The following is a 24052-nucleotide window of genomic DNA, read 5'->3' on the forward strand; positions in this document are numbered from 1 at the left end:
TAGTATTATTATTTGTAAATTAAATAAAAATAAACAAATTTTAAATAATGATGAGAAATTGAAGCATTATATGGTATCTATTAATATTTTTAATTCTTAGCTTAGTTTCTGGGTACATATAGTATATAAAGCAATGTTTAAGGGAGTGAAAAAAATGTATGATGTAATTATAATTGGAGCAGGTATAATAGGAACTAATATAGGAAGGGAATTATCTAGATATAATACTAAAGTGTTAATAATTGAAAAGAGTATTGATATATCTATGGGGGCTACAAAGGCTAATAGTGCAATAGTCCATGGAGGCTATGCTGAAAGTCATTCAACTTTAAAAGGTAGATTATGTTATCAAGGTAGAAAACAATTTAAGAGATTGAATGAGGAGTTAAATTTTGGTTTTGAAGAAACAGGTTCACTAGTAATTAGTACTGAAGATGATAAAGAGCCCTTAGAAAAGCTCATGGAAAATGGCATAAAAAATGGGCTTCCAGATTTAAGCATTATTGATTCTGAAGAAATAAGAAAGCTTGAACCTGAAATAACTCATGATGCTAAATGGGCATTGTATTGTAAAGGAGCAGGTGTTTGTTCACCTTATGAAATGGCTATTGCAATGGCTGAAAATGCAATAAAAAATGGAGTTAGGCTAGAACTTGAAAATGAAGTTATAGATATAGAAAAAATAGATGATAGATTTAAAGTGGCAACAAATAAGGGAGAATATTATAGTAAATATGTAATAAATGCCGCTGGTCTATATGCGGACAAAATTTCTAAGATGGTAGGAATAGATGATTTTGAAATTCTTCCTAGGAGTGGGGAATATCTTTTGTTTACTAGAGGTACAGGAGAGCCAATCAATACTGTTATATTTCAACTTCCAACTAAACTTGGAAAAGGAGTATTAGTTACATCTACTTATTATGGAAATCTTCTTATAGGACCAGATGCAAGTAATGATACTGAGAGAGAAGATACCTCAACCCATGTTGAAAGAATAGCAAAAATATATCATCAAGCTAAATTAATATATAGCAAGATAAATCCTAAACAATTTATAAGAAGTTTCACTGGAATCAGAGCTAGAAGTTCAACAGATGATTTCATTATTGAAGAAACAAAAGTTAAAGGCTTCATTAATGTAGCAGGTATACAATCTCCTGGTTTAACATCATCTCCAGCTATTGCAGATATGGTTATAGAAATACTTAAAGATGCAGGATTGGAATTAAATGAAGAGCCAAGCTTTGACCCATATAGAAAACCAATTATAACTAAAAAGCCACTAAAGCCATTTAATGAAATAAAAGACAAAATAGAGCTTCCGCTAGGCTCTAAAGGTAGAATTGTGTGTAGATGTGAGCAAGTATTAGAAGAAGAAATAATAGATGCATTGCATAGAGGGATAAAAGTTAAGACTGTTGACGGAGTAAAAAGAAGGACTAGGGCTACTATGGGATGGTGTCAGGGAAGTTTTTGTAAATTAAGGGTTATAGAAGTTATGGAAAGAGAATACGGAGAAGAGATAGATCCTTCTTATGATATAGAACATAGTGGAGTAAATAGAGTTGAAAAATCTGAGCTGTTAGACTATTTAAATAGTCTTGAAGAAGAATAAAATTTTAATAGACTAATATTTTACAATATTAGTCTATATTGATTTTTCTTTTTTTATCATCACCATTATTTATCTTTGGAAGAATAATTTTTAGGACACCATCATTAAATGAGGCAGATATTTTGCTTTCATCTACATTATCTATATAAAAACTTCTTTTGAATTCTCCATAATGCCTTTCACGTCTAATATAGTTTTCCTTTTTATCTTCAGTAGATTCATTTCTCTTGGCACTAATAACTAAATAGTTGTTATGAAAATCTATATTTATATCTTCTTTTTTAATTCCAGGTAAATCTGCATCTATTAAATAATTTTCGCTTGTTTCTTTCAAATCAACTTTTAAGTTTCCTTGTAGATAGTTTCTTAAAGAGAAAAAATCATCATCAAAAAAATCTCTGAAATAAGATGGAACAAAATTTTCTCCCTTACCTAAATTATTTTTTCTAAAAGGTGTAACATCAAACATTATAAATTCCCTCCTAAAAATTAATATAAATATACTTACATAAATAAGTTTAAGCAGGATTTTTGGAAAATATACTAGGATTATAATGGTAGATAATATTTTTATTTAATAAAACCGTTGACTTAATTATATAATGTATTTATAATGAAAAGTAACTTTTGAAAATAAAGTTACTTTCAAAACAGAAGGGAGGAAGTCTAAATATGGAACATATGAATTTGCTTGTAGTATTTCTAGAAGGAATACTTTCCTTATTTTCACCTTGCGTACTCTCAATTCTACCTATATATTTAGCTATATTGTCAGGTAGTAGTGTAAAAAATTTAAAAGATGGAGAAGTTAGTTTGAAAAATAGTCCATTAATAAAAAATACTATTTTATTTATATTAGGAATATCTACAACCTTTTTTATATTGGGTTCTTCAATAAATATACTTAATCAATTTTTTACAACTAACAAGGAAATTTTAAGTACCATAGGTGGGATTCTGATAATCATTATGGGACTTTTCTATATGGGGTATTTGAACTTGCCATTTCTTCAAAAAGAGAAAAAGTTTAATCTTGAAGTAAATGAGATGAAGCCTTGGACTGCTTATTTACTTGGATTTACCTTTAGCTTTGGATGGAGTCCATGTATTGGCCCTATGCTTGCATCGGCCCTTATAATGGCATCAAATTCTGATAGTGCTCTTATGGGCAATTTATTAATTCTAATATATACTATTGGATTTACATTACCATTTATTATCATTGCGATATTTTATGATAAATTATTTAAATATGTTGATAAAGTAAAACTTCATATGAAAACAATACAAAAAATTGGAGGAACTATTCTTTTAATAACTGGCTTGATTATGACTTTGGGAGGAACAGATAAAATAGCAGGATATTTTAAGAAATCTGAAGAAAATCCAAAAGAGTACAGTGAAAAAGTTAATGATAATAACGATAATCAAAATATTTCTACAGGAGAAGTGGATGAAGATTCAAAAAATGAAGAAAATCTAGATAAAGAAGATGAAATGTTAGCACCTGATTTTACTCTCGTCGATCAATATGGTGAAACCCATACTTTAAGTGATTATAAAGGTAAGGTTATATTTTTAAATTTCTGGGCTACATGGTGTCCACCTTGTAGAATAGAAATGCCTGATATTGAAGCAATTTATAAAGAAAACAATGAAAATGCTGAAGATGTTATAATATTAGGTGTAGCAGGTCCAAATTTAGGAAGAGAAGGTTCTGAAAAAGAAATAACTAATTTTTTAAAAAGTGAAGGATACACATATCCAGTAGTATTTGATGATACTGGTGAAATAATGGTAGAATACAACATACAAGCTTTCCCGAGTACTTTCATAATAGATAAGAATGGAAATATAAAGGATTTTGTTCCTGGAGCCATGGATAAGGAAGATATGGAAGCCCTTATAAATAATGCTAAATAAAAACTATTATTTGTATTATCCATATAAGTATTAAAGGAGATGGTATTTTGAAGGTTACTTATGATTTAGAATGTAATTTAGCTCAAACTCTTAATATACTAGGAGATAGATGGACTATATTAGTTCTTCATAGAATATATAAAAATAAAAATACTTTTAAAGAGTTAGAAGAGGCTTTAGAAGCAATTCCTACAAATGTGCTTTCTAATAGGATAAAATTACTTGAGGAAAATGGGCTTATATATTCAGAACTATATAATGAACATCCACCTAGGTATAAATATATAATAACAGAGAAAGGGAAAGATTTTAACCATGTATTCAATTCAATGATACTTTGGGCACATAAGTACTTAAAAAATTGCAATAAAACAGTTTGTCATGAGAAATGTGGAAATTCAGTACAAATTAAATATTACTGTGAAAACTGTGGCGAATATGTTGACGACTTGGTAGCAAAGGAAAGTGAATAATATATGAAGAAAAGTCTAGAAAAAATAGGAAATTGTATTTTTTACACAGGAGTTTTAGTAGCAGCTTATGGTTTATACCAGATTTATATAAATAGAAAAGGATTGCCTCCAGGGGTATGTCCTGTAAATGAAAATCGTACAATAATGTACTTAGCAATATCTATGTTTATCATATCATTAATACTATACACTATATATGATTTTAAAGAGAAAAAAAGAAATAAGGAGATGAATTAGATGAAAGAAATAAATGATAGTTTATTTGAGAAGGAAGTTATAGAAAGTGATATGCCAGTAGTAGTAGATTTTTGGGCACCATGGTGTGGACCTTGTAAAGCAGTTGGTCCTGTAATGGAAGAACTAAGTAAACAATATTCTGGGAAGATAAAATTTGTTAAGGTAAATGTAGATGAAAATCTAGAAACATCTCAAGAATTTAGAATATTAAGTATACCAACTATAATGATATTTAAAGATGGCAAATCTGTAGAAACTTCTGTTGGATTTAAGTCTAAATCTGATATTGAGAAAATATTAGTTAATTATATTTAGCTAAAGGGAAAACAATATATAAGACACTGGTTAAGATTTTTACGCTCTTAATTAGTGGGTCTATGGTTCAAACTTTTGAAAGTGTACCAAGTTTAAACCTTACAGTCTCAATGATTGTAAGGTTTTTATAGTGTGCCTGGCATGGGTAATAACTTGGTGGTGAAAGTCCACTACGGTCTTGGTAGTAGGAACCGTTAGCCAAAGGCAAGGGTGTTCACCGTGAGGTGGAATCTGAAGGAAGCCAGAGGCAAAATCCCGAACTGACGAACAGAAACCATATCAGGCTGATTTAGAGCGGATGAGTTTGCTATACAAAACAAAGTCCAATACTACCCAAACTCTAAACAGTAAATATGGCAGCTACATGGGAGGAAGGTTGTTGCTCTTACCCAGGGAGGTCTCATGGACAAGGGGAAACAGAGTATGAACCTTGGTTGAAACAAGATTTGTCATGAGAAGTCAGCAGAAGTCATAGTACCATGAAAACCTAGGTTTCATGGGAAGGACTAAATCATAGGAGATGAAGTCAATGAGAATTACTGAGAACACGATCGAATGCAGAAAACAGAATAATGACACCATCATCAGCCGTGGAGATAGTGTGGAACACAAAGAACACGGAAATGGGCAGAGTGTTTCAAGGATAATTGAAAAGGATGACATCAACACCATCAATTAGAGTGTAAACTATGAAACCGCCGTATACGAGAACCGTACGTACGGTGGTGTGGGAGGTCGGTAAATAAAATAATTATTTACCTCCTACCCGATTCTTTAAATAGGTTTACATAATATGATATTGGAGATATTTTAAATTATTTTGCATTTTTGTTGTCATTTTCTTTATTTCTAAACAACTTGAAGAGAGCATAAGTTAGCTCTCTATTTTAAAATAAATTGAGATTAAGGGTTAACAGAGATCTCGCATCAAATTTCCAATAAATATTTTCTTATTACTAAGTTTGTATTTTTACAACTCATTTAAATAATTGGTAATTAGAAAGTTTGTTAGGTCATAAAAATGATTACAATTCCCCTTCCTCAAGAAATCCTAAAAACTAGATTCCAGTTTTATTCTCAATTTATGTTTTTATAAATAGTGGATTATTTCAACCATTTTCTATTGTAAATCTCTCATCTCTTATATCTTATATCTCAATATCTATCTGAAGCATATTTTAATTTGTTAAATCTTAAAATAATTATTTGTTTTTCCCTCTATATGTGTGTAAAAAAATTGTGATAATTTGGGAGTGAAAGTTAGTTATTATATAAATAATGTTTTTTATAAAAAAACATGGAAACAAATGTAGGAAAAAATAGGAAAATTCATATTGAAATATTTCTATATATAGTTGTATAATAGATATATAATAAATACACGTTATTATATATCTTGATTTAAATTAGGTTGAAAAAACATGGATCTAAAGAAATATAATAGATACTAGTGTTAGTATAATAATTGACATAGGTCAATACTGGCTGAAATGTGTAATATAAATGGAATGGATTTTTAGAAATAATATTCATACGATTTTTAATTTTCTTAATATTATTGCATATATTGATATTTAAGGGGTGTGTTGATATTGGATAAAGATATTTTAAGAATAAGTGATAAAGTTACTTTTAAAAAAATAAAAAATGATTATTATATAAATACAAATTATGATAAAGATTATAGATTAGAAAACTTATCTTCTGAAATATTTGACTTGATTTATAAACAGAAAGAATTACAAGATATAGTTAATATATTACAAAACAGGTATAAAGTATCAAAAAAAACAATAGAAAGGGATGTTTACGCATTAATAAATAAACTTATAAAATTAAGAATTCTAGAGTATAACAATAAAACTAAAGAGATAGTTTCATGTGGAACGAAAGAAAATTTAGCGTGTGGTGTAAAAACAGAAACAGATATATTCAAGAAGGGGCATAAACAAAACATACCTATAAATGTAGATTTTCATGTAACTTATAAATGTAATTTAAAGTGTAAACATTGTTATGCAGCCGATCAATATAAAAATAACAGTAGTGAGGAACTTACATTTAATGAAATTATAGATATGCTTGATCAACTTGATGAAATGGGAGTATTTTATCTAAGGATTACAGGTGGGGAGCCATTCATTCATCCTTATTTTTTAGATATTTTAAATTATGCTTACAAGAAAAAATTTGCAGTATCTATAGTAACTAATGGAACTTTATTAGATGATAAGATTATAAATAGATTGAAAAGATTCAATTTAAGAAAAATGACGTTTAGTTTACATGGAGGAAATTCAGACACACATGATTTTTTTGTTGGGGTTAATGGTTCTTTTGAAAAATTAAAGGCAAATATATTGAAGTGTAAAAAAGCTGGTATACCAATAGAAATTTCTTGGACAGTCACTAAAGATAGTGTTAAGGATTTAGAATTAGTAAAAAAATTAGGCAAAGAGTTAAATGTACCGTTAGGTATTAGTACAAGGATTATACCTCAGATAAATGGTAAATTAAGTCCTAAAAAATGGCGTCTCACTTCTACACAGCTAACAAAATTCATTATAGAAAATAAATATAAACTACAGCCCCTAGAATGTACAATAGGAAATAAATTACAAATTAATAGTGATGGAACTGTACAGCCTTGTTTATTCGTTAATGATATTATTGGTAATATAAAAGAAGATAAAATTAAAGATATTTGGGATAAGCTAGTTAAAAACAGATCGAAATGGTATAAAGATTTTTATGTTGAACCCGTTGAATGTAAAGAATGTAAATATAATATTAATTGTCATAGATGTCCTGGTGTAGCTAAGATAGAAAATGGAAGTCCCAACAGTTGTTCTGAAACTTCAAAATGGGAAGCTGAATCATTCTATCTATCTAAATATATTTAATCTAGTGAGGTGGTAAGATTATGAATTACGCAATTAATCAATCAATAGTTTACAGAGAAAAAAATAATAATGTATTTATATTAAGTGAAGAGAATAGTATTATTATAGATGGAGTAGGTGTAGATATATGGAATTATGTGATTAAGGGTTATTCTAAAGAAAAAATTATAAAACTAATAGCAAAAAAATATAAAGATGTAGAAAGATCAATTATTGAAATTGATGTAGAAAAAACTCTAAATAAGTTGGAAAAAAATAATATTATAAAGCAAAGAAACATAAATCAACCCATATTAAGTCATTTTTATGATAAGATTGATTTTTTATACAAAGTTGTTTTAGAATTAACATATAATTGTAATAATAAATGTCAATATTGTTATAATGGAGAGTATAAAGAAAATGATTTGCTTTCAACAGAAAAAATTAAAGAAATAATAGATGAAAGTTATAAACTAGGAGCTATGCATTTGAGTATAACTGGTGGAGAACCTTTATTAAGAAATGATTTATTAGAAATATTGAGATATGGTAATGAAAAAAAATTTTATATTACCTTACAAACTAATGGAACATTGTTAACAGATGATATAGCACGAAGTTTAAGCAATATTAGACCTATTAATGTTGCCATAACTTTACACAGTCATGATTATAGGATACATGATGAATTTACAAGAAGAAAAGGTTCTTATACAGAAGCTATAAATGGGATTAAATTACTTAAAAAATACAATATTCCTGTTACTATTAGGTATGTAGTAACTAAGAAGAATTTTGACGGAATTGATGATTACGATAAATTAGCAAAAGAACTAGGAGTACATGTTAATAGAAGTCCATTGTTATATCCAACTACAGATGGTTCTCTTGAGCCTTTAAAGTTGCGATTAACAGAAAAGCAAATAGAATATTTAGTACAATATAAAAATTATAAGCCCCAAAAGGATCCTTGTGGTGCAGGAAAAACTAAGATTATAGTTTCACCAGAAGGAAAAGTATATCCATGTACTTTTTATCATAAAGAACTAGGAGATATATGCCAATATACAATAAAGCAAATTCTAAATAATAATAAAACTAAAAACATTCAAAAAATGTTTGAACAGCCTTCTTATTGTAGAGAATGTGATAAAGAAGATAATTGTCCAAGATGTCCTGTAATAAGTTATTACGAAAAGAATAATTTTAAAGATATTAATCCTTTTGATTGTATGATTGCTAATGTTTGTAAAAAGGAGATGATCAATGAATGAATTATAAAATTAACATTAATCCTAAAATAGCATTTTGTAAAATTAAAGATGAATATCATATATTAAATTCAAAAGGTGAAATATTGACCCTCAAAGGTATAAGTGTGCAGATATGGGATATGTTGTTAGAAAATTATGACTTTGATGAGATTGTTAAATCTATAAAAAATAAATTTCATGATATAAGTTATAAATTAATTGAGAAAGATGTTATGAAAGTTATAAACAAATTAATTGAAAAAAATATTTTAATAAAAATATATGGAGATGAAAATAAGCATACTGAAATAAAGAATAAGTATATAGATGTTGTTGAATTTAAAGGCTTATGGGAAAAGGCTATTATTAATACAGTACCTCTAAAAGTGGATATTGAATTAACTAATAATTGTAATCTTAATTGCAAATATTGTTATGTAGATTTAGCTAATGATGTAAATATAAAAAATATAGATTTAAATTTAATGGTTAGTTTAATTGATCAATTAAAAGAAATGGGAACATTGTTCATAACACTTACTGGAGGAGAGTGTACTCTTCACCCTAACTTTATGGATATAGTCAAGTATGCCTTAAAAAGCAATTTTTATATAAGAGTATTAACAAATGGAAGTACATTAACTAAAAAGCAAATAATGGAGTTAGATAAAATCTCATCAAAAGGATTATTAGGTTTAGATATAAGTATACATAGTTTTAGAGAAGAAATATTTGATGATTTTACTAAAAATAATAATCTAGATATTGTTTTTAATCCTATAGTATATCCAACCATTAATAAAAAATCTAATGAAGATTTTTATATAAATAAATTAGAAATAGAAAAGCTTATAGATAATAATATACTTTTGCCCAGAAAAAGTTTTTGCACAGCGTTAAAGTCTAAATGCTGGATTGATTATAATGGAAATGTAAATGTATGTGAATTTATTAGGGAATCAACAGGAAATATAAAGAATTCAAAGTTTAAAAATATATGGAATGAATTAATATCAAATATAAATTTAAGAGAAAGTCTAAAACTAGATAAAGAATGTACTGATTGTAAATTGAAGGAAAATTGTTTGATTTGTCCGGGACTTTTGAATTTAAATAAAAATAAAAGTTATTTTTGTAATTCAGCTCAAATTGCACACGGAATTAGTTGAAAAATTAATTGTAAAAGGAATAAACAAAAATGCAAAAATAAACTATATGATTTTATTTATGAGACATAATAGTAATTTAAAAAAGATATAACAAAATTATTTTAAGATATAAATTACATTATTGTTTGTTTGAAATTGGTTTAGAATAACTCTTTTTGAAGGCTATAAAATAAATAGCTAATATTTGTTAGAAAGAGATTATTCTTGCTATTTCAATAAAAGTATTTAATACTTAAAAAATATAATTTAATTATTTAAGGGGGTGAAAACTATGGATAACAAGAAATATGAGTCACCAGAAATTGTTGAATTAGAAAATGAAGTTTCTGATACTAGTGCATTCTTTAATATATGTGGCGGAGGATGTGCTTAAAATTAATAAGTAGAAAAAGGGTACTATAGTACCCTTTTTCTACTTATTTGGTTTTTGCTAAATAAATAGTTTTCAGGGTTGAGCAGAAAGAGTATCTATTGATATAATAAGTTTGGGTTTAACCAATCAAATTTAAGCCAAAGAAAGTATCAATATGTATAATAACAGTTTATTATATAGAAAATAGAATTCTAAATATTACATGGTTTTATATTAAAAAATAGAAAACAGATTGGATAGGCTACAATAAACTAGACAATAAAAATAAGGTCATGTAAACTAATAATAGAAAAAGGAGAGAGTTTATATGACAAAGAGAGAAAGAGGAACCTATACCCCTGAATTCAAAGAACAAATGGTAAAACTATTTGAAAGTGGTAAGCCTAAGAAAGATATTATGGCTGAATATGACTTAACACCTACTGCTTTCAATACCTGGATAAAAAGAAGCCAAACTACTGGATCTTTTAAGGAAAAAGATAATCGTTCCCCAGAAGAAAATGAACTAATAAAGTTAAGGAAGAAAAATCAACAATTAAAGATGGAGAATGATATTTTAAAGCAAGCGGCGCTGATATTAGGACGAAAGTAAATGTGATAAAAAGCAATGCTCACAAATACAGTATATCAGCAATGTGTAAAGTTCTACAAATCCCTAGAAGTACCTATTATTATGAATCAAAAGCAAAAGAATCTACAGATGAAATAACACCTAAAGTAATAGAAATATTTAAAGTGAGTAGAAATAACTATGGTACTAGAAAAATTAAAGTCGAGCTTAAAAAAGCAGGCTATATAGTATCTAGAAGAAAAATAGGTAGAATAATGAAGCAAAATGGCTTAGTATCAAACTATATAGTTGCTCAGTATAAGCCTATGTGGATAAATGTAATGAATCAAAAATTGCTAATGAACTAAATAGGGAGTTTAATACAGATGAGCCGTACGCAGCTGTAGTCAGTGATTTAACATACGTTAGAGTTAATAAAAGATGGAACTATGTATGTTTATTAGTTGACCTATTTAATAGAGAAATAATTGGTTATAGTGCTGGTCCTAACAAAGATGCTGGGCTTGTTTATAGGGCCTTTGCAAAGGTTAAAACTAGATTAGATGATATTATACTATTTCATACAGATCGAGGCAACGAATTCAAAAACAAAATAATAGATGAAGTTCTGGATACTTTTAAAATTAAGCGTTCATTAAGCATTAAAGGCTGTCCCTATGATAATGTTGTAGATGAAGCTACATTCAAGATATTTAAAACTGAATTCGCTAATAACTATCATTTTGAAAGCTTAGAACAGTTAGAAATTATGTTAGCTGACTATGTAAATTGGTTCAACAATATTAGGATTCATTCAACTTTAGGGTATTTGAGTCCTAAAGAATATAAATTACATAACCTTAAAAAAACTGTCTAAATAAGTGTTGACAATCCAGATAATCTATGAAAAGGTAAAGTAAGATGTTGAAAGAGTATTAAGATAATTATGTAAATGTAAAGTATATATAGACTATTTCACAGGGAAAAACATAAAGAAATAACGATAATAATTAAACTTCTTTAGGAATAGTCTGAAAAGTTACAGTAATTAGCAGACATTCTAGTATGTCTTGAGACATGGCAAGTAATATACCCTAGAGGCAAAAATTCCGTTTTATGGGTAGCTAATTAAATTTGTGATTTATAAAGGAGGAGGCTATGTGAAAAAATATTTATATTCTAATAAGAAACTATTTATAAGTTCCATTGTTTTATCAATTTTTGTTGTACTTTCAGACATAGGAATAGCTTTTATCTTTAAGAGGATATTTAATTTTGCACATGAAGGAACTATTATTCAATTTAAAAGATTAGTTCTATTCTCTTTAGTTTTTGTTTCAATTACATATATAATAAGTTTTTTACAACAAAATTTTCAGGCACGTTATATAAAAAACACATCTGTAAGATTAAGACAAGATGTTTTTAAAAAGATAATAAATAAAGATATATTAAATTTTTCAGGGAAAAATTCAGCTAACTATATATCAATACTAATGAATGATTTGAAGATAATACAAGAAGATTATTTTAATAGCATTTTTGATATCATATCTAATATATTTAGATTTGTTTTAAGTGCATGGGCTATTTTGTACATAAATGTGCGTATTAGTATTTGCATATTTATAATTGTAATATTAAGTATTTATTTACCACTTTTATTTAGTAAAAAAATAAGTAATTGTAAAAAAGGTTACTCTGATAGTTTAAGTAAATATACTATTAAAATAAAAGATATCTTATCTGGTTTTCAAATTATTAAAAGTTTTAATATAGAAGAAAAAATAATAGATGAACATAGTAAATATAATAAAAATGTTGAAGATAATAATTACAAGTATAAAAAGATCACTATAGTTGCAGATATTATGTCAAATATAATGGGATTTGCATTATTCTTTACTTCATTAATTGTGGGTATTCATTTAGTTATAAGTAAAAAATTGACAGTAGGTGAATTAATAGCTATAACACAACTTATGAATAATATAAAATTTCCTATTATAACTATATCTAGTAAGTTTAATATATTAAAAGGAAGTAAACCAATAATAGATAAAATAGAAAAAATACTTAATAGTGAAAAAAGTTCTGATAAGTTAATAGAAAAAAATGAATTTAATGATAATATATTTTTTAAAAATGTTTCTTTCTCATATAAAGATGATAGAAAAATTTTAAGGAATGTATCATTTACAATAAAGAAAAACAAAAAATATGCAATTATAGGTCCAAGCGGAAGTGGAAAATCCACTATTTTAAAATTGTTATTAGGATACTTTGATAATTTTGATGGTGAAATTTTCATAGATGATATTAATATGAAACTAATATCTAAAGAATATATTTATAGATTAATTTCAGTTATTCAACAAGATATATATATGTTTGATTCGAGTATAGAGGAAAATATAAAATTATTTGGAGAATATAGTAATGAAGAGTTGAAGAGGGCTATTAAACTTTCAGGTTTAGAACCACTTATAGATAAATTAAATGGTGAGATTAAAACTAAAGTAGGAGAAAATGGCTCTAATCTTTCAGGAGGAGAAAAACAAAGGGTATCTATTGCAAGATCAATCATAAAAAATACTCCTATTATGATATTAGATGAAGCTACTTCATCATTAGATAAACAAACAGCCCTTAATATCGAAAATTCAATTCTTTCTCTAAAAAATACTACATGTATAGTGGTAACACATAAATTAAATGAAAATATATTGAAGAAGTATGATGAAATAATATTTATAAAAGAAGGAGAAATATGTGAAATAGGAAGTTTTAATCAATTAATGGATAACAAGAAAAATTTTTATGATTTCTACTCTTCAACGTTAGATTCTAAATACAAAGGTTGTGTGACACCTGTTTAGAAATTATTACCGATAAATCGAATTAACATTCTGGATAAGTTATACTTAATAGATTATTTCAAAATGAAGAAAAACATGTATTAAAAAATGATTAAATAATTACAATATGATTAATAGAGAATAGATAGTTAAATACATTATCTCTTCTCTATTTTGTCTATACTGTAGTGATGATAATTGAGCAAGAAAAATAGAAGAGGAAATAGCAGGAAATAACATAGAAATAAGAAGTTAAAGTTTAAGAGCCTATCTTTAACTATTTTTAATTTAGAATTATTTTGTGTCTAATCAATTAAACATAGAGAGAATCTAATTAAAACAACTTAATTTTACTATTTTAATAAAACGTGAACCTTTTGGAATACAATTATATTTATTAATATTAATATGAACTTTTATAAAGGGGCTTATATTATTATGAGTATAAAAAAGCCCCCAATATATCTTTTAAAAAAGAATCATAAAATATAAATTTGTATATATCAATTCTTATAGTACTATAGCAAAATCCATCAAAAGTATTTCTCTTGACTCTTAACCAGTGTCTTATGTTTATACAATTTTTTAAAAAGAAGAACTTGCAAAATATTGTGTAAATGATTATAATAAATAAAATAGTTATAAGGGGTGTTTAAAATGAAAGCAAATGTTCCAAATAGAAAGGATGCTTATGAATTATTAAAAAAATACAATAAAGATGAAGGACATATAAAACATGGACTAGCTGTAGAGGCTGTTATGATTCATTTTGCGAAACTGTTTAATGAAGAGGATATAGAGAAATGGGGAATAGTAGGTTTAGTTCATGATCTTGATTATGAAATATATCCAGATGAACATTGTAAAAAAACAAGAGAGATACTAATGGAAGAAAACTGGCCAGAAGACTATATTCGAGCTATAGAAAGTCACGGTTGGAAAATTTGTTCTGATGTGGAACCTTTAGAAACAATGGAAAAAGTGTTATATACCATTGACGAATTAACAGGATTAATAATTGCTACTGCTTTAGTTCGTCCAAGTAAAAGTCTTTTAGACTTAAAGGTAAAATCAGTAAAGAAAAAATGGAAAGACAAAAGTTTTGCAGCAGGAGTTAATAGGGAAGTTGTTGCAAATGGAGCTGAAATGCTGGGGATGGATTTAAACAAAGTTATAGAAGAAACAATAAAGGCTATGCAAGGTATTGCAGAAGAAATTGGATTAAAAGGTAGTATAGATAAAAAGCATTGAGGCTGTTTGCTTAACCTCAATGTTTTTTTATTCTTCATATATTATATTATAAGTAACAGGGGTAGCTTTTTCTAGCATAGCAGTAACACCACAATATTTTTCTTGAGATAAATATACAGCCCTTTCTATTTTCTTTCTAGGAAGGTCTTTTCCTTTAAACTTGAAAGTTAAATGAATATTTTCATAAACTTTAGGATGTTCTTCTGTATTGTTTGTTTCTACTTCAATATTGAAATCATCTAGTTCTACTTTCATTTTTCTTAAAATTGACATAATATCAATACCTGTACAACCAATTAATCCTGCTAAAAGAAGCTGTTTTGGACGTGGACCAAAATCATTTCCGCCTATATCTTTAGAAGCGTCGGTAATGAAAGTATGACCATCAAGGTTCATTTCAAAAGCCATATTGCCTTTTAACTTAGCATTTATTTTTTTCTTATTCATAAGATCGACTCCCTTCAATAGATTCTATAACTTTCATACCCAATTAATTAAAAAATAAAAGGGCTTTATATTAGCATCAATTGCATTTTTATGTTAAACTATATAATATAGTAAAGTAAAAGACTGGGGAGCTTGTGCATACAGGCTGAGAGGAAGTGAATTGCAACTTCGACCCTGAACCTGATTTGGATAATGCCAACGTAGGGATAACATTAGAAACTTAATGGGATATACCAGTTGGTATATCCCATATTTTTTATGATGGGGGAATGAAATTATGTTTGAGAATATTTTAGAAAATGTAAGAGAAAAGACACCTATTATCCATACTATAACAAATTATGTAACAGTTAATGATTGTGCAAATATTATATTGGCAGCAGGAGGTTCGCCTACAATGTCCGACAGTATATATGAGGTGGAAGATATAACTTCTATTTCAAATGCACTAGTTATCAATATAGGTACACTAAATGAAGAACTAGTACAATCTATGATAAAAGCAGGTAAAAAGGCTAACAAATTAGGACATCCTGTAGTACTTGATCCTGTAGGAGTTGGTGCTTCTGCTTTCAGGACTAAATTTATTTTTGATCTATTAAAAGAAGTTAATTTTTCAGTTATAAGGGGGAATATATCAGAAATAAAGACAGTTTATAAAGGTAGAGGTACAACAAAGGGGGTTGATGCTGATGACAAGGATGCAGTATCTGATGATAATATTGATGAAGTTTTAGTTTATATTAAAGATTTAAGTAGGAAAACAGGTGCCATTATTGCAGTTACAGGAGCAATTGATATAGTAGCTAGTAGTGAAAAAGCTTATATCATTAGAAATGGACATCCATTAATGACTAAAGTTACAGGTACAGGCTGTATGCTAACAACAGTTATTGGTAGTTTTTGTGGTGGAAATAAAGAAAATATTTTGGAAGCAACAGCAGCTGCAGTCTCTGCTATGGGACTTTGTGGTGAATTAGCTTATAATAAGTTAGAAAAGGTAGGTGGTGGTACTTCTACTTATAGAACATATATTATTGATTTTATGAGCAATATGAATAGTGAAATATTAAATGGGGGTGCTAAAGTTGAAATTAGATAGAAAATCTATGCTTTTATATGCTATAACTGATAGAACTTGGCTTAAAGGTACTACTTTAGCAAGTCAAGTTGAAGATACAATAAAAGGAGGAGCTACTTTTATTCAGTTGAGAGAAAAAAATATGGATTTTGATGAATTTGTAACGGAGGCTAAAGTTATAAAGGAAATCACTGACAAATATAACATACCTTTTGTTATAAATGATAATATTGATGTGGCTTTAGCTGTCAATTCAGATGGAGTACATGTGGGACAAGATGATATGAACGCAAAAGATGTTAGAAAATTAATTGGCAAAGATAAAATCATTGGAGTTTCAGTTCAAACAGTAGAACAGGCAATATTAGCAGAACAAAATGGCGCAGATTATTTAGGAGTAGGTTCAGTATTTCCAACATCAACAAAGACTGATGCCAATTATGTTTCTATTAAGCAATTGAAAGAAATATCTAAGTCCATATCTATACCTATAGTTGCTATTGGCGGTATTAATGAAAACAATATAGAAAAACTAAGGGAAAGTGGAATTGATGGTATTTGTGTAATATCTGCAATATTTTCAAAACCTGATATATTGGAGGCTACTAAAAGATTGCGAAAGTTATCAGAAGGGATAGTAGATTATGAAATTTAAAGGTGTAATTTTTGATTTGGATGGAACACTTATAAATTCTATGTCTGTATGGGAAAATATTGGAGATGATTTTTTAAAAAGTAAAGGAAAAGTTCCACCAGACAATCTTTCTGAAATATTGAAAACTATGAGTTTTCAAGAATCTTCAAGATATTTTATTGATAAGTTTCATTTAAATCTTTCTGTAGATGAAGTGATATCTGAATTTAATAGTTTAGTAGAAGATGAATATAAATATGAAATAGAACTTAAAAAATATGTGTTAGAATACCTTAAAAAATTAAAATTAAAAAATATTAAGATGTGTATTGTTACTGCAACTGACATTGAATTATCTAAGGCTGTGCTTACTAGACTTAAAATATTAAATTTCTTTGAATTTATATTGACTAGTGGTGAAGTAGATATATCTAAAAATGATCCACGAATATATATAAAAGCAGCAGAAATGTTAGGGTATTTGCCAAATGATATAGTAGTGTTTGAAGATGCTCTTTACTGCGTTGAAGCTGCTAAAAAAGCTGGTTTTTATGTAGTGGGAATAGAAGATGAGTCTGCAAGGGAGGATAGAGAAGAAATAAAGAGAATAAGTGATATTTATATAGAATCCTTTGAGGAATTATAATATAATTTAAAACGGTTCTTTTTGTCCTATGACATATAAAGAACCGTTTTAAATGTATTATAGTACTTTAAGTATTTCTTCTTTTAATTTCAAGGTTTTTGAAGATAAGATTCTTTCTCTTTTATTAGCTGTATTAAAATCTAAAATTATTTCTTTTTTTATAGTTGCAGGTTTTGAGGACAATACATAAATTCTATCGGATAACAATAATGCTTCATCTATATCATGGGTTATTAGGAGAATTGTATTATTTAACCTGTTTTTCATATCAAGAAGCCACATTTGCATTTTAGATTTAGTGATGGAATCTAAGGATGCAAAGGCTTCATCTAAAAGCATTATATCTTCTGAAGCCATAAGGGTTCTTAAAAAACTTGCTCTTTGTCTCATTCCTCCAGATAATTGAGAGGGATAATTTTTTTCATATCCTTCAAGTCCTACTATAGGGAGGTATTTTTTTACTTTATTTTCACGCGTTTTTTTATCAACACCTTTTATTGTTAATGGAAGGGCTACATTATCCATTATAGTTTTCCAAGGCAAAAGTAAGTCTTTCTGTTGCATATATCCTATAGTTCCATTGACATAAATTTCTCCACTATCCTGAGGTATTAGTCCTGATATTATATTAAATATTGTACTTTTTCCACAACCGCTAGGACCTATAAGAGAAACAAATTCCCCTTTCTCTATATTTATAGATATATTTTTTAACACCTTTATGTTATTAAAATTTTTTTCTATGTTTTTTAATGTAATTAGGGAAGCACCTTCTTTTTTATGGTAAGAAATCGTTGGTAAAGGCATCTTCAACTTTTAACTCCCTTTCTATCAATCCATTTTCCTTTAAGAATTTAGCATATTTACTCCATATTTCCGATTTCATTGTTCCCCACTTTGGAGCATCAGATATATATTCTCTTGCTAAGAACTTTTGGCTTTCAACTACAAGTTCTTTATCTAGTTCAGGTGCATATTTTATTAAAATTTTAGCGCTTTCTTCTGGATTTTCTACAGCGAATTTATATCCCTTTTCTGTTGCTTTTAAGAACTTTTTAACTTTTTCTGGGTTTTTATCAACTATTTCATTATTAGTAATTAAAATTGGAGTATAGTAGTTTAAATCAGGATGCAAATCTTTAACTGGTATATAGTTTAATTCAATACCTTTTAATTTAGCTTCAACGCTTGTCCATCCTTCAAATATCCATGCAATATCTATATTCTTTTCAGTAGCAGCAAAGAAATCATCACTACCTATATTTATATTCTTAAGTTTATTATAATCAGCATTATTTTTACTCATAATTGCTTTCAATATAGCTTCTTCAGATGGAGAACCCCATCCTCCATAAACTTTACCTTCAAAGTCCCTTATAGTTTTTATATTTTTACTTTTTGGAGAAGCAAAGCCTGATGTATTATTTTGTATTATTGTAGCAATAGCTTTAACAGGAAGAGGATCTTTACTAGTCAATGCATAGGTAACATCCTCTTGATAACTTACACCAAAATCTCCATTTTCTGTAGCAATTAAAGTTGTAGAAGAACCCTCTGATGGTTGAATTATTTCAACATCTAAACCTTCATCTTTATAATATCCCTTTTCTAACGCAACATAAAGACCAGTATGATTTGTATTTGGGGTCCAATCAAGTATAACTTTTGTTTTTTCTAATTCTGCATCATTTTTATTTTCGTTATCTTGTGAAGAACAACCTGAAAAGACTGCTATCATCATAATAGCAATAATTATTAATGCTATTATTTTTGTTTTTTTCATAATGTTAAACTCCTTTCTCTTCTGATTTCCAACGTATTAATTTATTTCCAATGAAATCAATTGTATATATAGTTAAAATGCTTGCAATAATTATTACTAAAATAGAAGCAAATACTTTGTCTAAAGCATAGGCATTTTTAGCTCTTACCATATATACCCCTATACCTTTTTCTCCTCCTAACCATTCACTAACTACTGCAGACATAATCATATAAGTAGCTGCAATTTTTATTCCTGATAATAAGTGAACCATAGCATAGGGTAGTTTTAAATGATAGAAAGTTTGTAATTTTGAGGCATTCATAGTTTTAAATAGTCTAAGATAATCATTGTCTATTTTTTCAAGGCCATCTACTAAACTTATTACTATGGGGAAGAAACAAGTCATAATGACCATGATTATCTTAGGTAAGGTTCCAAATCCAAACCATATTATGAAGATGGGAGCTATGGCAATAGTAGGTATAGTTTGAGATATAACCAGTAAGGGATAGAAAAGCTTTTTAATTATTTTAAAACTATCCATCATTATAGCTAATATGAATGCTAATATTATTGAAAAACAAAATCCTACAAAAGATTCATAAAGAGTGATTTTCGTATGAGTTATTATTAAATTAAAATCACTCTTTAAAGCAAGAAATATATCTGCAGGAGATGGTAATATATATTTAGGTATATTATTTAAGTCTACTATTATTTGCCATATAAAAGTTATAGTTACAATACTTAGGATAGGGTATAATTTATCTATATTTATAGATTTTTTCATCCATTGTTACTCCTTCAGCTTTATAATCAATTTTTATTACAGAACAAACTCTTGCAGCACCTTCTTTTATACATATTTCCTGTGATTTTTTAACTATATCCAATAATAAATTCAAATCTCCTTCCATTGTAGTTTCCATAGGTCCAACTTCATATTTAACTCCTGTAGAATCTATATATTCTATAACTTTATCTACCACAGGATACAATTTTTCTTCTGGAACATTTGGCAATACTTGAATACTTACATTTGCACTATTCATTGATAATCACCTACCTTCATTTTTATTTAAATAAAAGCTTAAAATTATTGTAAATTTTTTCTTTTGCTTCTTCCCCAGTAATCTTCTTAAGAGTAGAGATTTTTTCTACAATGTTTATAATATAATCTGGATACCCATATTTACCATTTATCCATTTTAATGCAGTAGGTCCGTCTGTTTCTGTTAAAATTCTTTCTATAGGAATATATTTCACCATTTCTTCAGTAATTTTAGAATAGCCAATATCTACACTTATAGTAAAATAACATCCGTAATCTAAAAGTTTTTTTAATATATCAAAAGGACCACTATACCAATGTATAATTGGAGTTCTCAAGTTATATTGTTTAATGAGCTTTAGTATTTCGTATTCAGCACCTTTAGTGTGTAAATTAGTAATTTTATTATATTCATTAGCTTTTTTAAAGAAATACTCTAATACTTTTATTTGATGTGGATATTTATAATCTTCTAAAACCCAATGAAAATCTAGACCTATTTCTCCAATTATAGGAGTTTCTTTTATATATGTATCGAATCTCTCTAGATAATTAGAATTTTTATGAGCATTCCAAGGATGAATCCCAAAACATGGAACTATAAGGGAATTCTCTTTGCTCAAATTTTTAACTAATAAATAACTTTTTTCATCCATAGAACAGGCAAGAGTTTTTATTTTCTTTTTATTTATTATATTTATAGTTTTATGTAGCTTATCTCCATATAAATCTAAATGATTATGAGCATCAATATACATAATTTCCTCCAATATAAAAAGCACTGTTATATATAACAGTGCTTAGGGTTTTAAAAATTAGATTAGCTTTCCTACGTCGGGTTTATCCGAATCAGGTTCAAAGGGTAAAGTTATAAAAACTTTTCTCAGCCATAAGGCACCCCTAGCACTTTTCATATTAAATTGTAGAACTAAATACCATTGTAACACTAATAAAGAATAAAAGAAAGTTTGTTACATATTTACTCTAGCTTAGAAATTTTTTAATAATTATGGTATAGTATGAAATATAGAAAAAACGAAAAATCAAGGAGGCATTAAAACTTAGCTTGATAATAGTCTAGAGGTAACTTTTGAAATAATAGAGAATAAAAAATCTAATACTTTACTATTAGATAGAAATGGTTAAATAGTATCATATATAGATGATGTAAAAATAGCAATTAATTCTGATAGTATTGCTATAATTGATTCTAGATCTAAGGATAGATATGCTGGAAAAATTGAACCTTTTGAAAATATAGTTGGACATATTCTTACTGCAATAAATTTTCTTTAGATGAATTTAGTAATAGATGGAAAGATAATGTCTTTAAAAGAAATTAAGAAGTATTATGCACCATTAGAAAAGTATAAGGATATAACTGTACATTGTAGTTCAAGTATAACAGGAACAGTAAACTATTTATGGAAGAAGCAGGCTTGGAACCAAAACCATATGTAGGAGGATTTAGTGATTGTGTCAGTTATAAAGACAATATTGTGGTGAAGGAAAAATAGTATTGCATAGCCCTTGATTTAATAAGGGGCTATTTTTTTAATGGTTTATTTATATTATTGGGTACATATAATTATATATATTATATGTTTTTAAAGGATATAAATTTTTATTAGTATTTAAGAAGGAAGGTATGTTATGGGAAAATATAATATGGATGAATTAAATGAAATGACAATAGAGATGCTTGAAAAAAGAGGTGTGAAATTAGAAGACATTGGAAAAATAGTATTACATCTTCAGGAAGGATTTTATCCAGATTTAACTTTAGAAACTTGTCTAAAGAATGTTGAGGCTGTACTAAAGAAAAGAGAAATAATCCATGCCATTTTAACAGGGGTAGCCTTAGATGAGTTGGCTGAAAAAAAGCTTTTGCCTGAACCACTTCAAAGTATAGTTGAATCAGATGAAGGGTTATACGGTATTGATGAAATTATTCCACTATCTATTGTAAACGTCTATGGAACTATAGGTTTAACAAACTATGGATATTTAGATAAGGAGAAAATAGGAATAATAAAAGAATTAGATGAATCTAAAGGAAAAGAAGTAAATACATTTTTAGATGATTTAGTAGCTGCAATTGCAGCTGCAGCGGCTAGTAGAATTGCCCATTCTGCTAAAGAATAGTTAAATAAACTCAAATTATTATATAATAATTTGAGTTTATTATTTTTTAAAAATGTGTTCTTGCTATTCAAAAAAAATTTGATATAATATTAGAAATAATCGAAAATTGAGTTAAAGGAGGGAAAAAGCATGAATTATGTATTAAATAAAGGAATCTTATTGAAAAAAGCAGAAGAAGAATTTTCTACGGCTTCTACAGAAGATAAGAATATAGCTCTTAAAAAAGTTAGTGAAAGTTTAGAAAATCACAGAGAAGATATATTAGAAAACAATGCTAAAGATATAGAATTAGAAAAAAAAAATAATATGAAATCTGGATTAATAGACAGATTAAGATTAGATAATGAGAGATTAGATGGCATAATAGAAGGAATCAATACAGTGATTAAACTACCAGATCCTATATGGAAAAGTGATAAGGTATGGACTTTAGAAAATGGGCTTACTATATCTAAAATGACTGTACCATTAGGAGTTATAGGTATAGTATATGAATCAAGACCTAATGTGACAGTAGATGCTTTTAGTTTGGCTCTTAAAAGTGGTAATTGTATAATGCTAAGGGGAAGTTCCAGTGCTATTCATTCAAACAAAGCCATTGTAAAAGCAATAAAGGAAGGACTAAAATCAAGTAATATTTCAGAAGAAGTAATACAATTTATAGAAGAAAGTGATAGGCAACATGTTTACGATATGCTTAAGGCCAATGAATATATTGATTTAATCATTCCTAGAGGAGGAAAAGGGTTAATAGATTTTGTAGTAAAAAATTCTTCAGTGCCAATATTAGAAACAGGTATTGGAAATTGCCATGTATTTGTAGATAAAAATGCGAATTTAAAAAAGGCATTAAATATTGTAAACAATGCGAAAACTCAACGAGTAGGAGTATGCAATGCTTGTGAAACATTATTGGTTCATGAGGCTATAGCAGATAAATTTTTACCTATGGTTTTTGAAAAAATACAAAGCATAGTTGAAATAAGAGGATGTACAAAAACTAGGGAAATAATAGAAGTTAAAGAAGCAAAAGAATCTGATTGGAAAGAGGAGTTTTTAGATTATATTATAGCTGTAAAGGTTGTTAAAGATATTGATGAAGCTATAGAACATATACAAAATTATGGTACTAAACATTCAGAGGCTATAATAACGGAAAATTTTACTAATGCTCAAATGTTTTTAAGAAAAGTAGATGCCTCAACAGTATATGTAAATGCCTCAACCCGTTTTACTGATGGAGGAGAATTTGGATTTGGTGCTGAAATGGGCATAAGCACACAAAAAACTCATGCAAGAGGACCAGTTGGGTTAGAACAATTAATAACATATAAATATTTAGTAATAGGAGATGGACAAATAAGAAAGTAGAGGGATT

Annotated in this window: 24 protein-coding genes, 1 pseudogene and 2 riboswitches; of the genes and pseudogenes, 18 read left to right on the top strand and 7 right to left on the bottom strand. The window is 27.6% G+C overall.

The window, feature by feature from the left end; translation table 11 throughout:
- Nucleotides 1–154: 154 nt before the first annotated feature.
- A complete protein-coding gene (locus NSA23_RS08265) occupies nucleotides 155–1618 on the top strand; it encodes an NAD(P)/FAD-dependent oxidoreductase (RefSeq protein WP_042682895.1) in 1464 nt (487 codons plus the stop codon).
- Between the two features lie 28 nt (nucleotides 1619–1646).
- Here NSA23_RS08265 and hsp18 read toward each other — a convergent pair whose 3' ends face one another.
- Complete coding sequence (gene hsp18, locus NSA23_RS08270) at nucleotides 1647–2087, bottom strand: heat shock protein Hsp18 (RefSeq protein ID WP_042682894.1); 441 nt, start codon at nucleotides 2085–2087, stop codon at nucleotides 1647–1649.
- 203 nt (nucleotides 2088–2290) lie between these two features.
- Between hsp18 and NSA23_RS08275 the strand changes: the two genes are divergently transcribed.
- The 11 genes and pseudogenes from NSA23_RS08275 (at nucleotide 2291) to NSA23_RS08325 (ending at nucleotide 14905) form a co-directional block, all read left to right on the top strand.
- Complete coding sequence (locus NSA23_RS08275) at nucleotides 2291–3541, top strand: cytochrome c biogenesis protein/redoxin (RefSeq protein WP_042682893.1); 1251 nt, start codon at nucleotides 2291–2293, stop codon at nucleotides 3539–3541.
- A gap of 47 nt (nucleotides 3542–3588) precedes the next feature.
- Nucleotides 3589–4014 carry a winged helix-turn-helix transcriptional regulator gene (locus NSA23_RS08280; RefSeq protein ID WP_042682892.1) on the top strand — a complete coding sequence of 142 codons (426 nt, stop codon included), beginning with the start codon at nucleotides 3589–3591 and terminating at the stop codon, nucleotides 4012–4014.
- Nucleotides 4015–4017: 3 nt separating this feature from the next.
- A complete protein-coding gene (locus tag NSA23_RS08285; RefSeq protein ID WP_050069850.1) occupies nucleotides 4018–4251 on the top strand; it encodes a hypothetical protein in 234 nt (77 codons plus the stop codon).
- Complete coding sequence (gene trxA, locus NSA23_RS08290) at nucleotides 4252–4566, top strand: thioredoxin (protein WP_042682891.1); 315 nt, start codon at nucleotides 4252–4254, stop codon at nucleotides 4564–4566. It begins immediately after the preceding gene.
- Nucleotides 4567–5095: 529 nt separating this feature from the next.
- The gene (locus tag NSA23_RS08295) at nucleotides 5096–5245 is read left to right on the top strand and encodes a hypothetical protein (protein ID WP_187116683.1); all 150 of its coding nucleotides are present in this window, start codon (nucleotides 5096–5098) and stop codon (nucleotides 5243–5245) included.
- Nucleotides 5246–6158: 913 nt separating this feature from the next.
- On the top strand, nucleotides 6159–7469 hold the full coding sequence (locus tag NSA23_RS08300) for a radical SAM/SPASM domain-containing protein (RefSeq protein ID WP_042682890.1): 1311 nt from the start codon (nucleotides 6159–6161) through the stop codon (nucleotides 7467–7469).
- A 20-nt stretch (nucleotides 7470–7489) separates the two neighbouring features.
- Nucleotides 7490–8725 (top strand): radical SAM/SPASM domain-containing protein, encoded by a 1236-nt coding sequence (locus NSA23_RS08305; RefSeq protein WP_042682889.1) that lies wholly within the window; start codon nucleotides 7490–7492, stop codon nucleotides 8723–8725.
- Nucleotides 8722–9873 (top strand): radical SAM protein, encoded by a 1152-nt coding sequence (locus tag NSA23_RS08310; RefSeq protein WP_257490388.1) that lies wholly within the window; start codon nucleotides 8722–8724, stop codon nucleotides 9871–9873. Before NSA23_RS08305 ends, NSA23_RS08310 begins: the two co-directional genes overlap by 4 nt.
- A gap of 680 nt (nucleotides 9874–10553) precedes the next feature.
- Nucleotides 10554–11673: pseudogene (locus NSA23_RS08315) on the top strand (IS3 family transposase).
- A 283-nt stretch (nucleotides 11674–11956) separates the two neighbouring features.
- Complete coding sequence (locus NSA23_RS16640; RefSeq protein ID WP_042682883.1) at nucleotides 11957–13675, top strand: ABC transporter ATP-binding protein; 1719 nt, start codon at nucleotides 11957–11959, stop codon at nucleotides 13673–13675.
- A gap of 636 nt (nucleotides 13676–14311) precedes the next feature.
- Complete coding sequence (locus tag NSA23_RS08325; protein ID WP_042682880.1) at nucleotides 14312–14905, top strand: hydrolase; 594 nt, start codon at nucleotides 14312–14314, stop codon at nucleotides 14903–14905.
- Between the two features lie 27 nt (nucleotides 14906–14932).
- Here the strand turns inward: NSA23_RS08325 and NSA23_RS08330 are convergent, their stop codons facing one another.
- The gene (locus NSA23_RS08330; RefSeq protein WP_042682878.1) at nucleotides 14933–15352 is read right to left on the bottom strand and encodes an OsmC family protein; all 420 of its coding nucleotides are present in this window, start codon (nucleotides 15350–15352) and stop codon (nucleotides 14933–14935) included.
- A gap of 114 nt (nucleotides 15353–15466) precedes the next feature.
- Nucleotides 15467–15577, top strand: a riboswitch (TPP riboswitch).
- A gap of 52 nt (nucleotides 15578–15629) precedes the next feature.
- Here NSA23_RS08330 and thiM point away from each other — a divergent pair.
- Genes thiM through NSA23_RS08345 form a run of 3 tightly spaced genes read left to right on the top strand, consistent with a single transcriptional unit; the run spans nucleotide 15630 to nucleotide 17713 of the window.
- The gene (thiM, locus tag NSA23_RS08335; protein WP_042682876.1) at nucleotides 15630–16454 is read left to right on the top strand and encodes a hydroxyethylthiazole kinase; all 825 of its coding nucleotides are present in this window, start codon (nucleotides 15630–15632) and stop codon (nucleotides 16452–16454) included.
- The gene (thiE, locus tag NSA23_RS08340) at nucleotides 16441–17088 is read left to right on the top strand and encodes a thiamine phosphate synthase (protein ID WP_042682875.1); all 648 of its coding nucleotides are present in this window, start codon (nucleotides 16441–16443) and stop codon (nucleotides 17086–17088) included. The genes thiM and thiE overlap by 14 nt, the downstream gene beginning before the upstream one ends.
- Nucleotides 17078–17713 (top strand): HAD family hydrolase, encoded by a 636-nt coding sequence (locus NSA23_RS08345; RefSeq protein ID WP_257490389.1) that lies wholly within the window; start codon nucleotides 17078–17080, stop codon nucleotides 17711–17713. The genes thiE and NSA23_RS08345 overlap by 11 nt, the downstream gene beginning before the upstream one ends.
- Before the next feature lie 57 nt (nucleotides 17714–17770).
- On the opposite strand, the gene NSA23_RS08350 is transcribed toward NSA23_RS08345, so the two are convergent.
- The 5 genes from NSA23_RS08350 to NSA23_RS08370 are packed head-to-tail and all read right to left on the bottom strand — an operon-like array spanning nucleotide 17771 to nucleotide 21287.
- Entirely contained in the window at nucleotides 17771–18520 is a 750-nt protein-coding gene (locus NSA23_RS08350; RefSeq protein WP_257490420.1) for an ABC transporter ATP-binding protein, read from the bottom strand.
- The gene (locus NSA23_RS08355) at nucleotides 18492–19496 is read right to left on the bottom strand and encodes an ABC transporter substrate-binding protein (RefSeq protein ID WP_257490390.1); all 1005 of its coding nucleotides are present in this window, start codon (nucleotides 19494–19496) and stop codon (nucleotides 18492–18494) included. Before NSA23_RS08355 ends, NSA23_RS08350 begins: the two co-directional genes overlap by 29 nt.
- Before the next feature lie 4 nt (nucleotides 19497–19500).
- The gene (locus NSA23_RS08360; RefSeq protein WP_257490391.1) at nucleotides 19501–20268 is read right to left on the bottom strand and encodes an ABC transporter permease; all 768 of its coding nucleotides are present in this window, start codon (nucleotides 20266–20268) and stop codon (nucleotides 19501–19503) included.
- On the bottom strand, nucleotides 20243–20530 hold the full coding sequence (locus tag NSA23_RS08365; protein ID WP_257490392.1) for a thiamine-binding protein: 288 nt from the start codon (nucleotides 20528–20530) through the stop codon (nucleotides 20243–20245). The genes NSA23_RS08360 and NSA23_RS08365 overlap by 26 nt, the downstream gene beginning before the upstream one ends.
- Before the next feature lie 22 nt (nucleotides 20531–20552).
- Nucleotides 20553–21287, bottom strand: a complete 735-nt coding sequence (locus NSA23_RS08370) for a TatD family hydrolase (RefSeq protein WP_257490393.1) — start codon at nucleotides 21285–21287, stop codon at nucleotides 20553–20555.
- Nucleotides 21288–21338: 51 nt separating this feature from the next.
- A riboswitch (TPP riboswitch) is annotated at nucleotides 21339–21441 on the bottom strand.
- A 384-nt stretch (nucleotides 21442–21825) separates the two neighbouring features.
- On the opposite strand from NSA23_RS08370, the gene NSA23_RS08375 reads away from it, so the two are divergent.
- From NSA23_RS08375 to NSA23_RS08385, 3 genes are all read left to right on the top strand, one after another.
- Nucleotides 21826–21990: a hypothetical protein gene (locus NSA23_RS08375; RefSeq protein WP_257490394.1), complete on the top strand. Its 165-nt coding sequence runs from the start codon at nucleotides 21826–21828 to the stop codon at nucleotides 21988–21990.
- A 192-nt stretch (nucleotides 21991–22182) separates the two neighbouring features.
- Nucleotides 22183–22674 carry a phosphatidylglycerophosphatase A family protein gene (locus NSA23_RS08380; RefSeq protein ID WP_257490395.1) on the top strand — a complete coding sequence of 164 codons (492 nt, stop codon included), beginning with the start codon at nucleotides 22183–22185 and terminating at the stop codon, nucleotides 22672–22674.
- 129 nt (nucleotides 22675–22803) lie between these two features.
- Nucleotides 22804–24045 (top strand): glutamate-5-semialdehyde dehydrogenase, encoded by a 1242-nt coding sequence (locus NSA23_RS08385; RefSeq protein WP_257490396.1) that lies wholly within the window; start codon nucleotides 22804–22806, stop codon nucleotides 24043–24045.
- Nucleotides 24046–24052: the final 7 nt, after the last annotated feature.

The sequence above is a fragment of the Anaerosalibacter massiliensis genome (assembly GCF_024623155.1).
Lineage (GTDB): Bacteria > Bacillota > Clostridia > Tissierellales > Sporanaerobacteraceae > Anaerosalibacter > Anaerosalibacter massiliensis.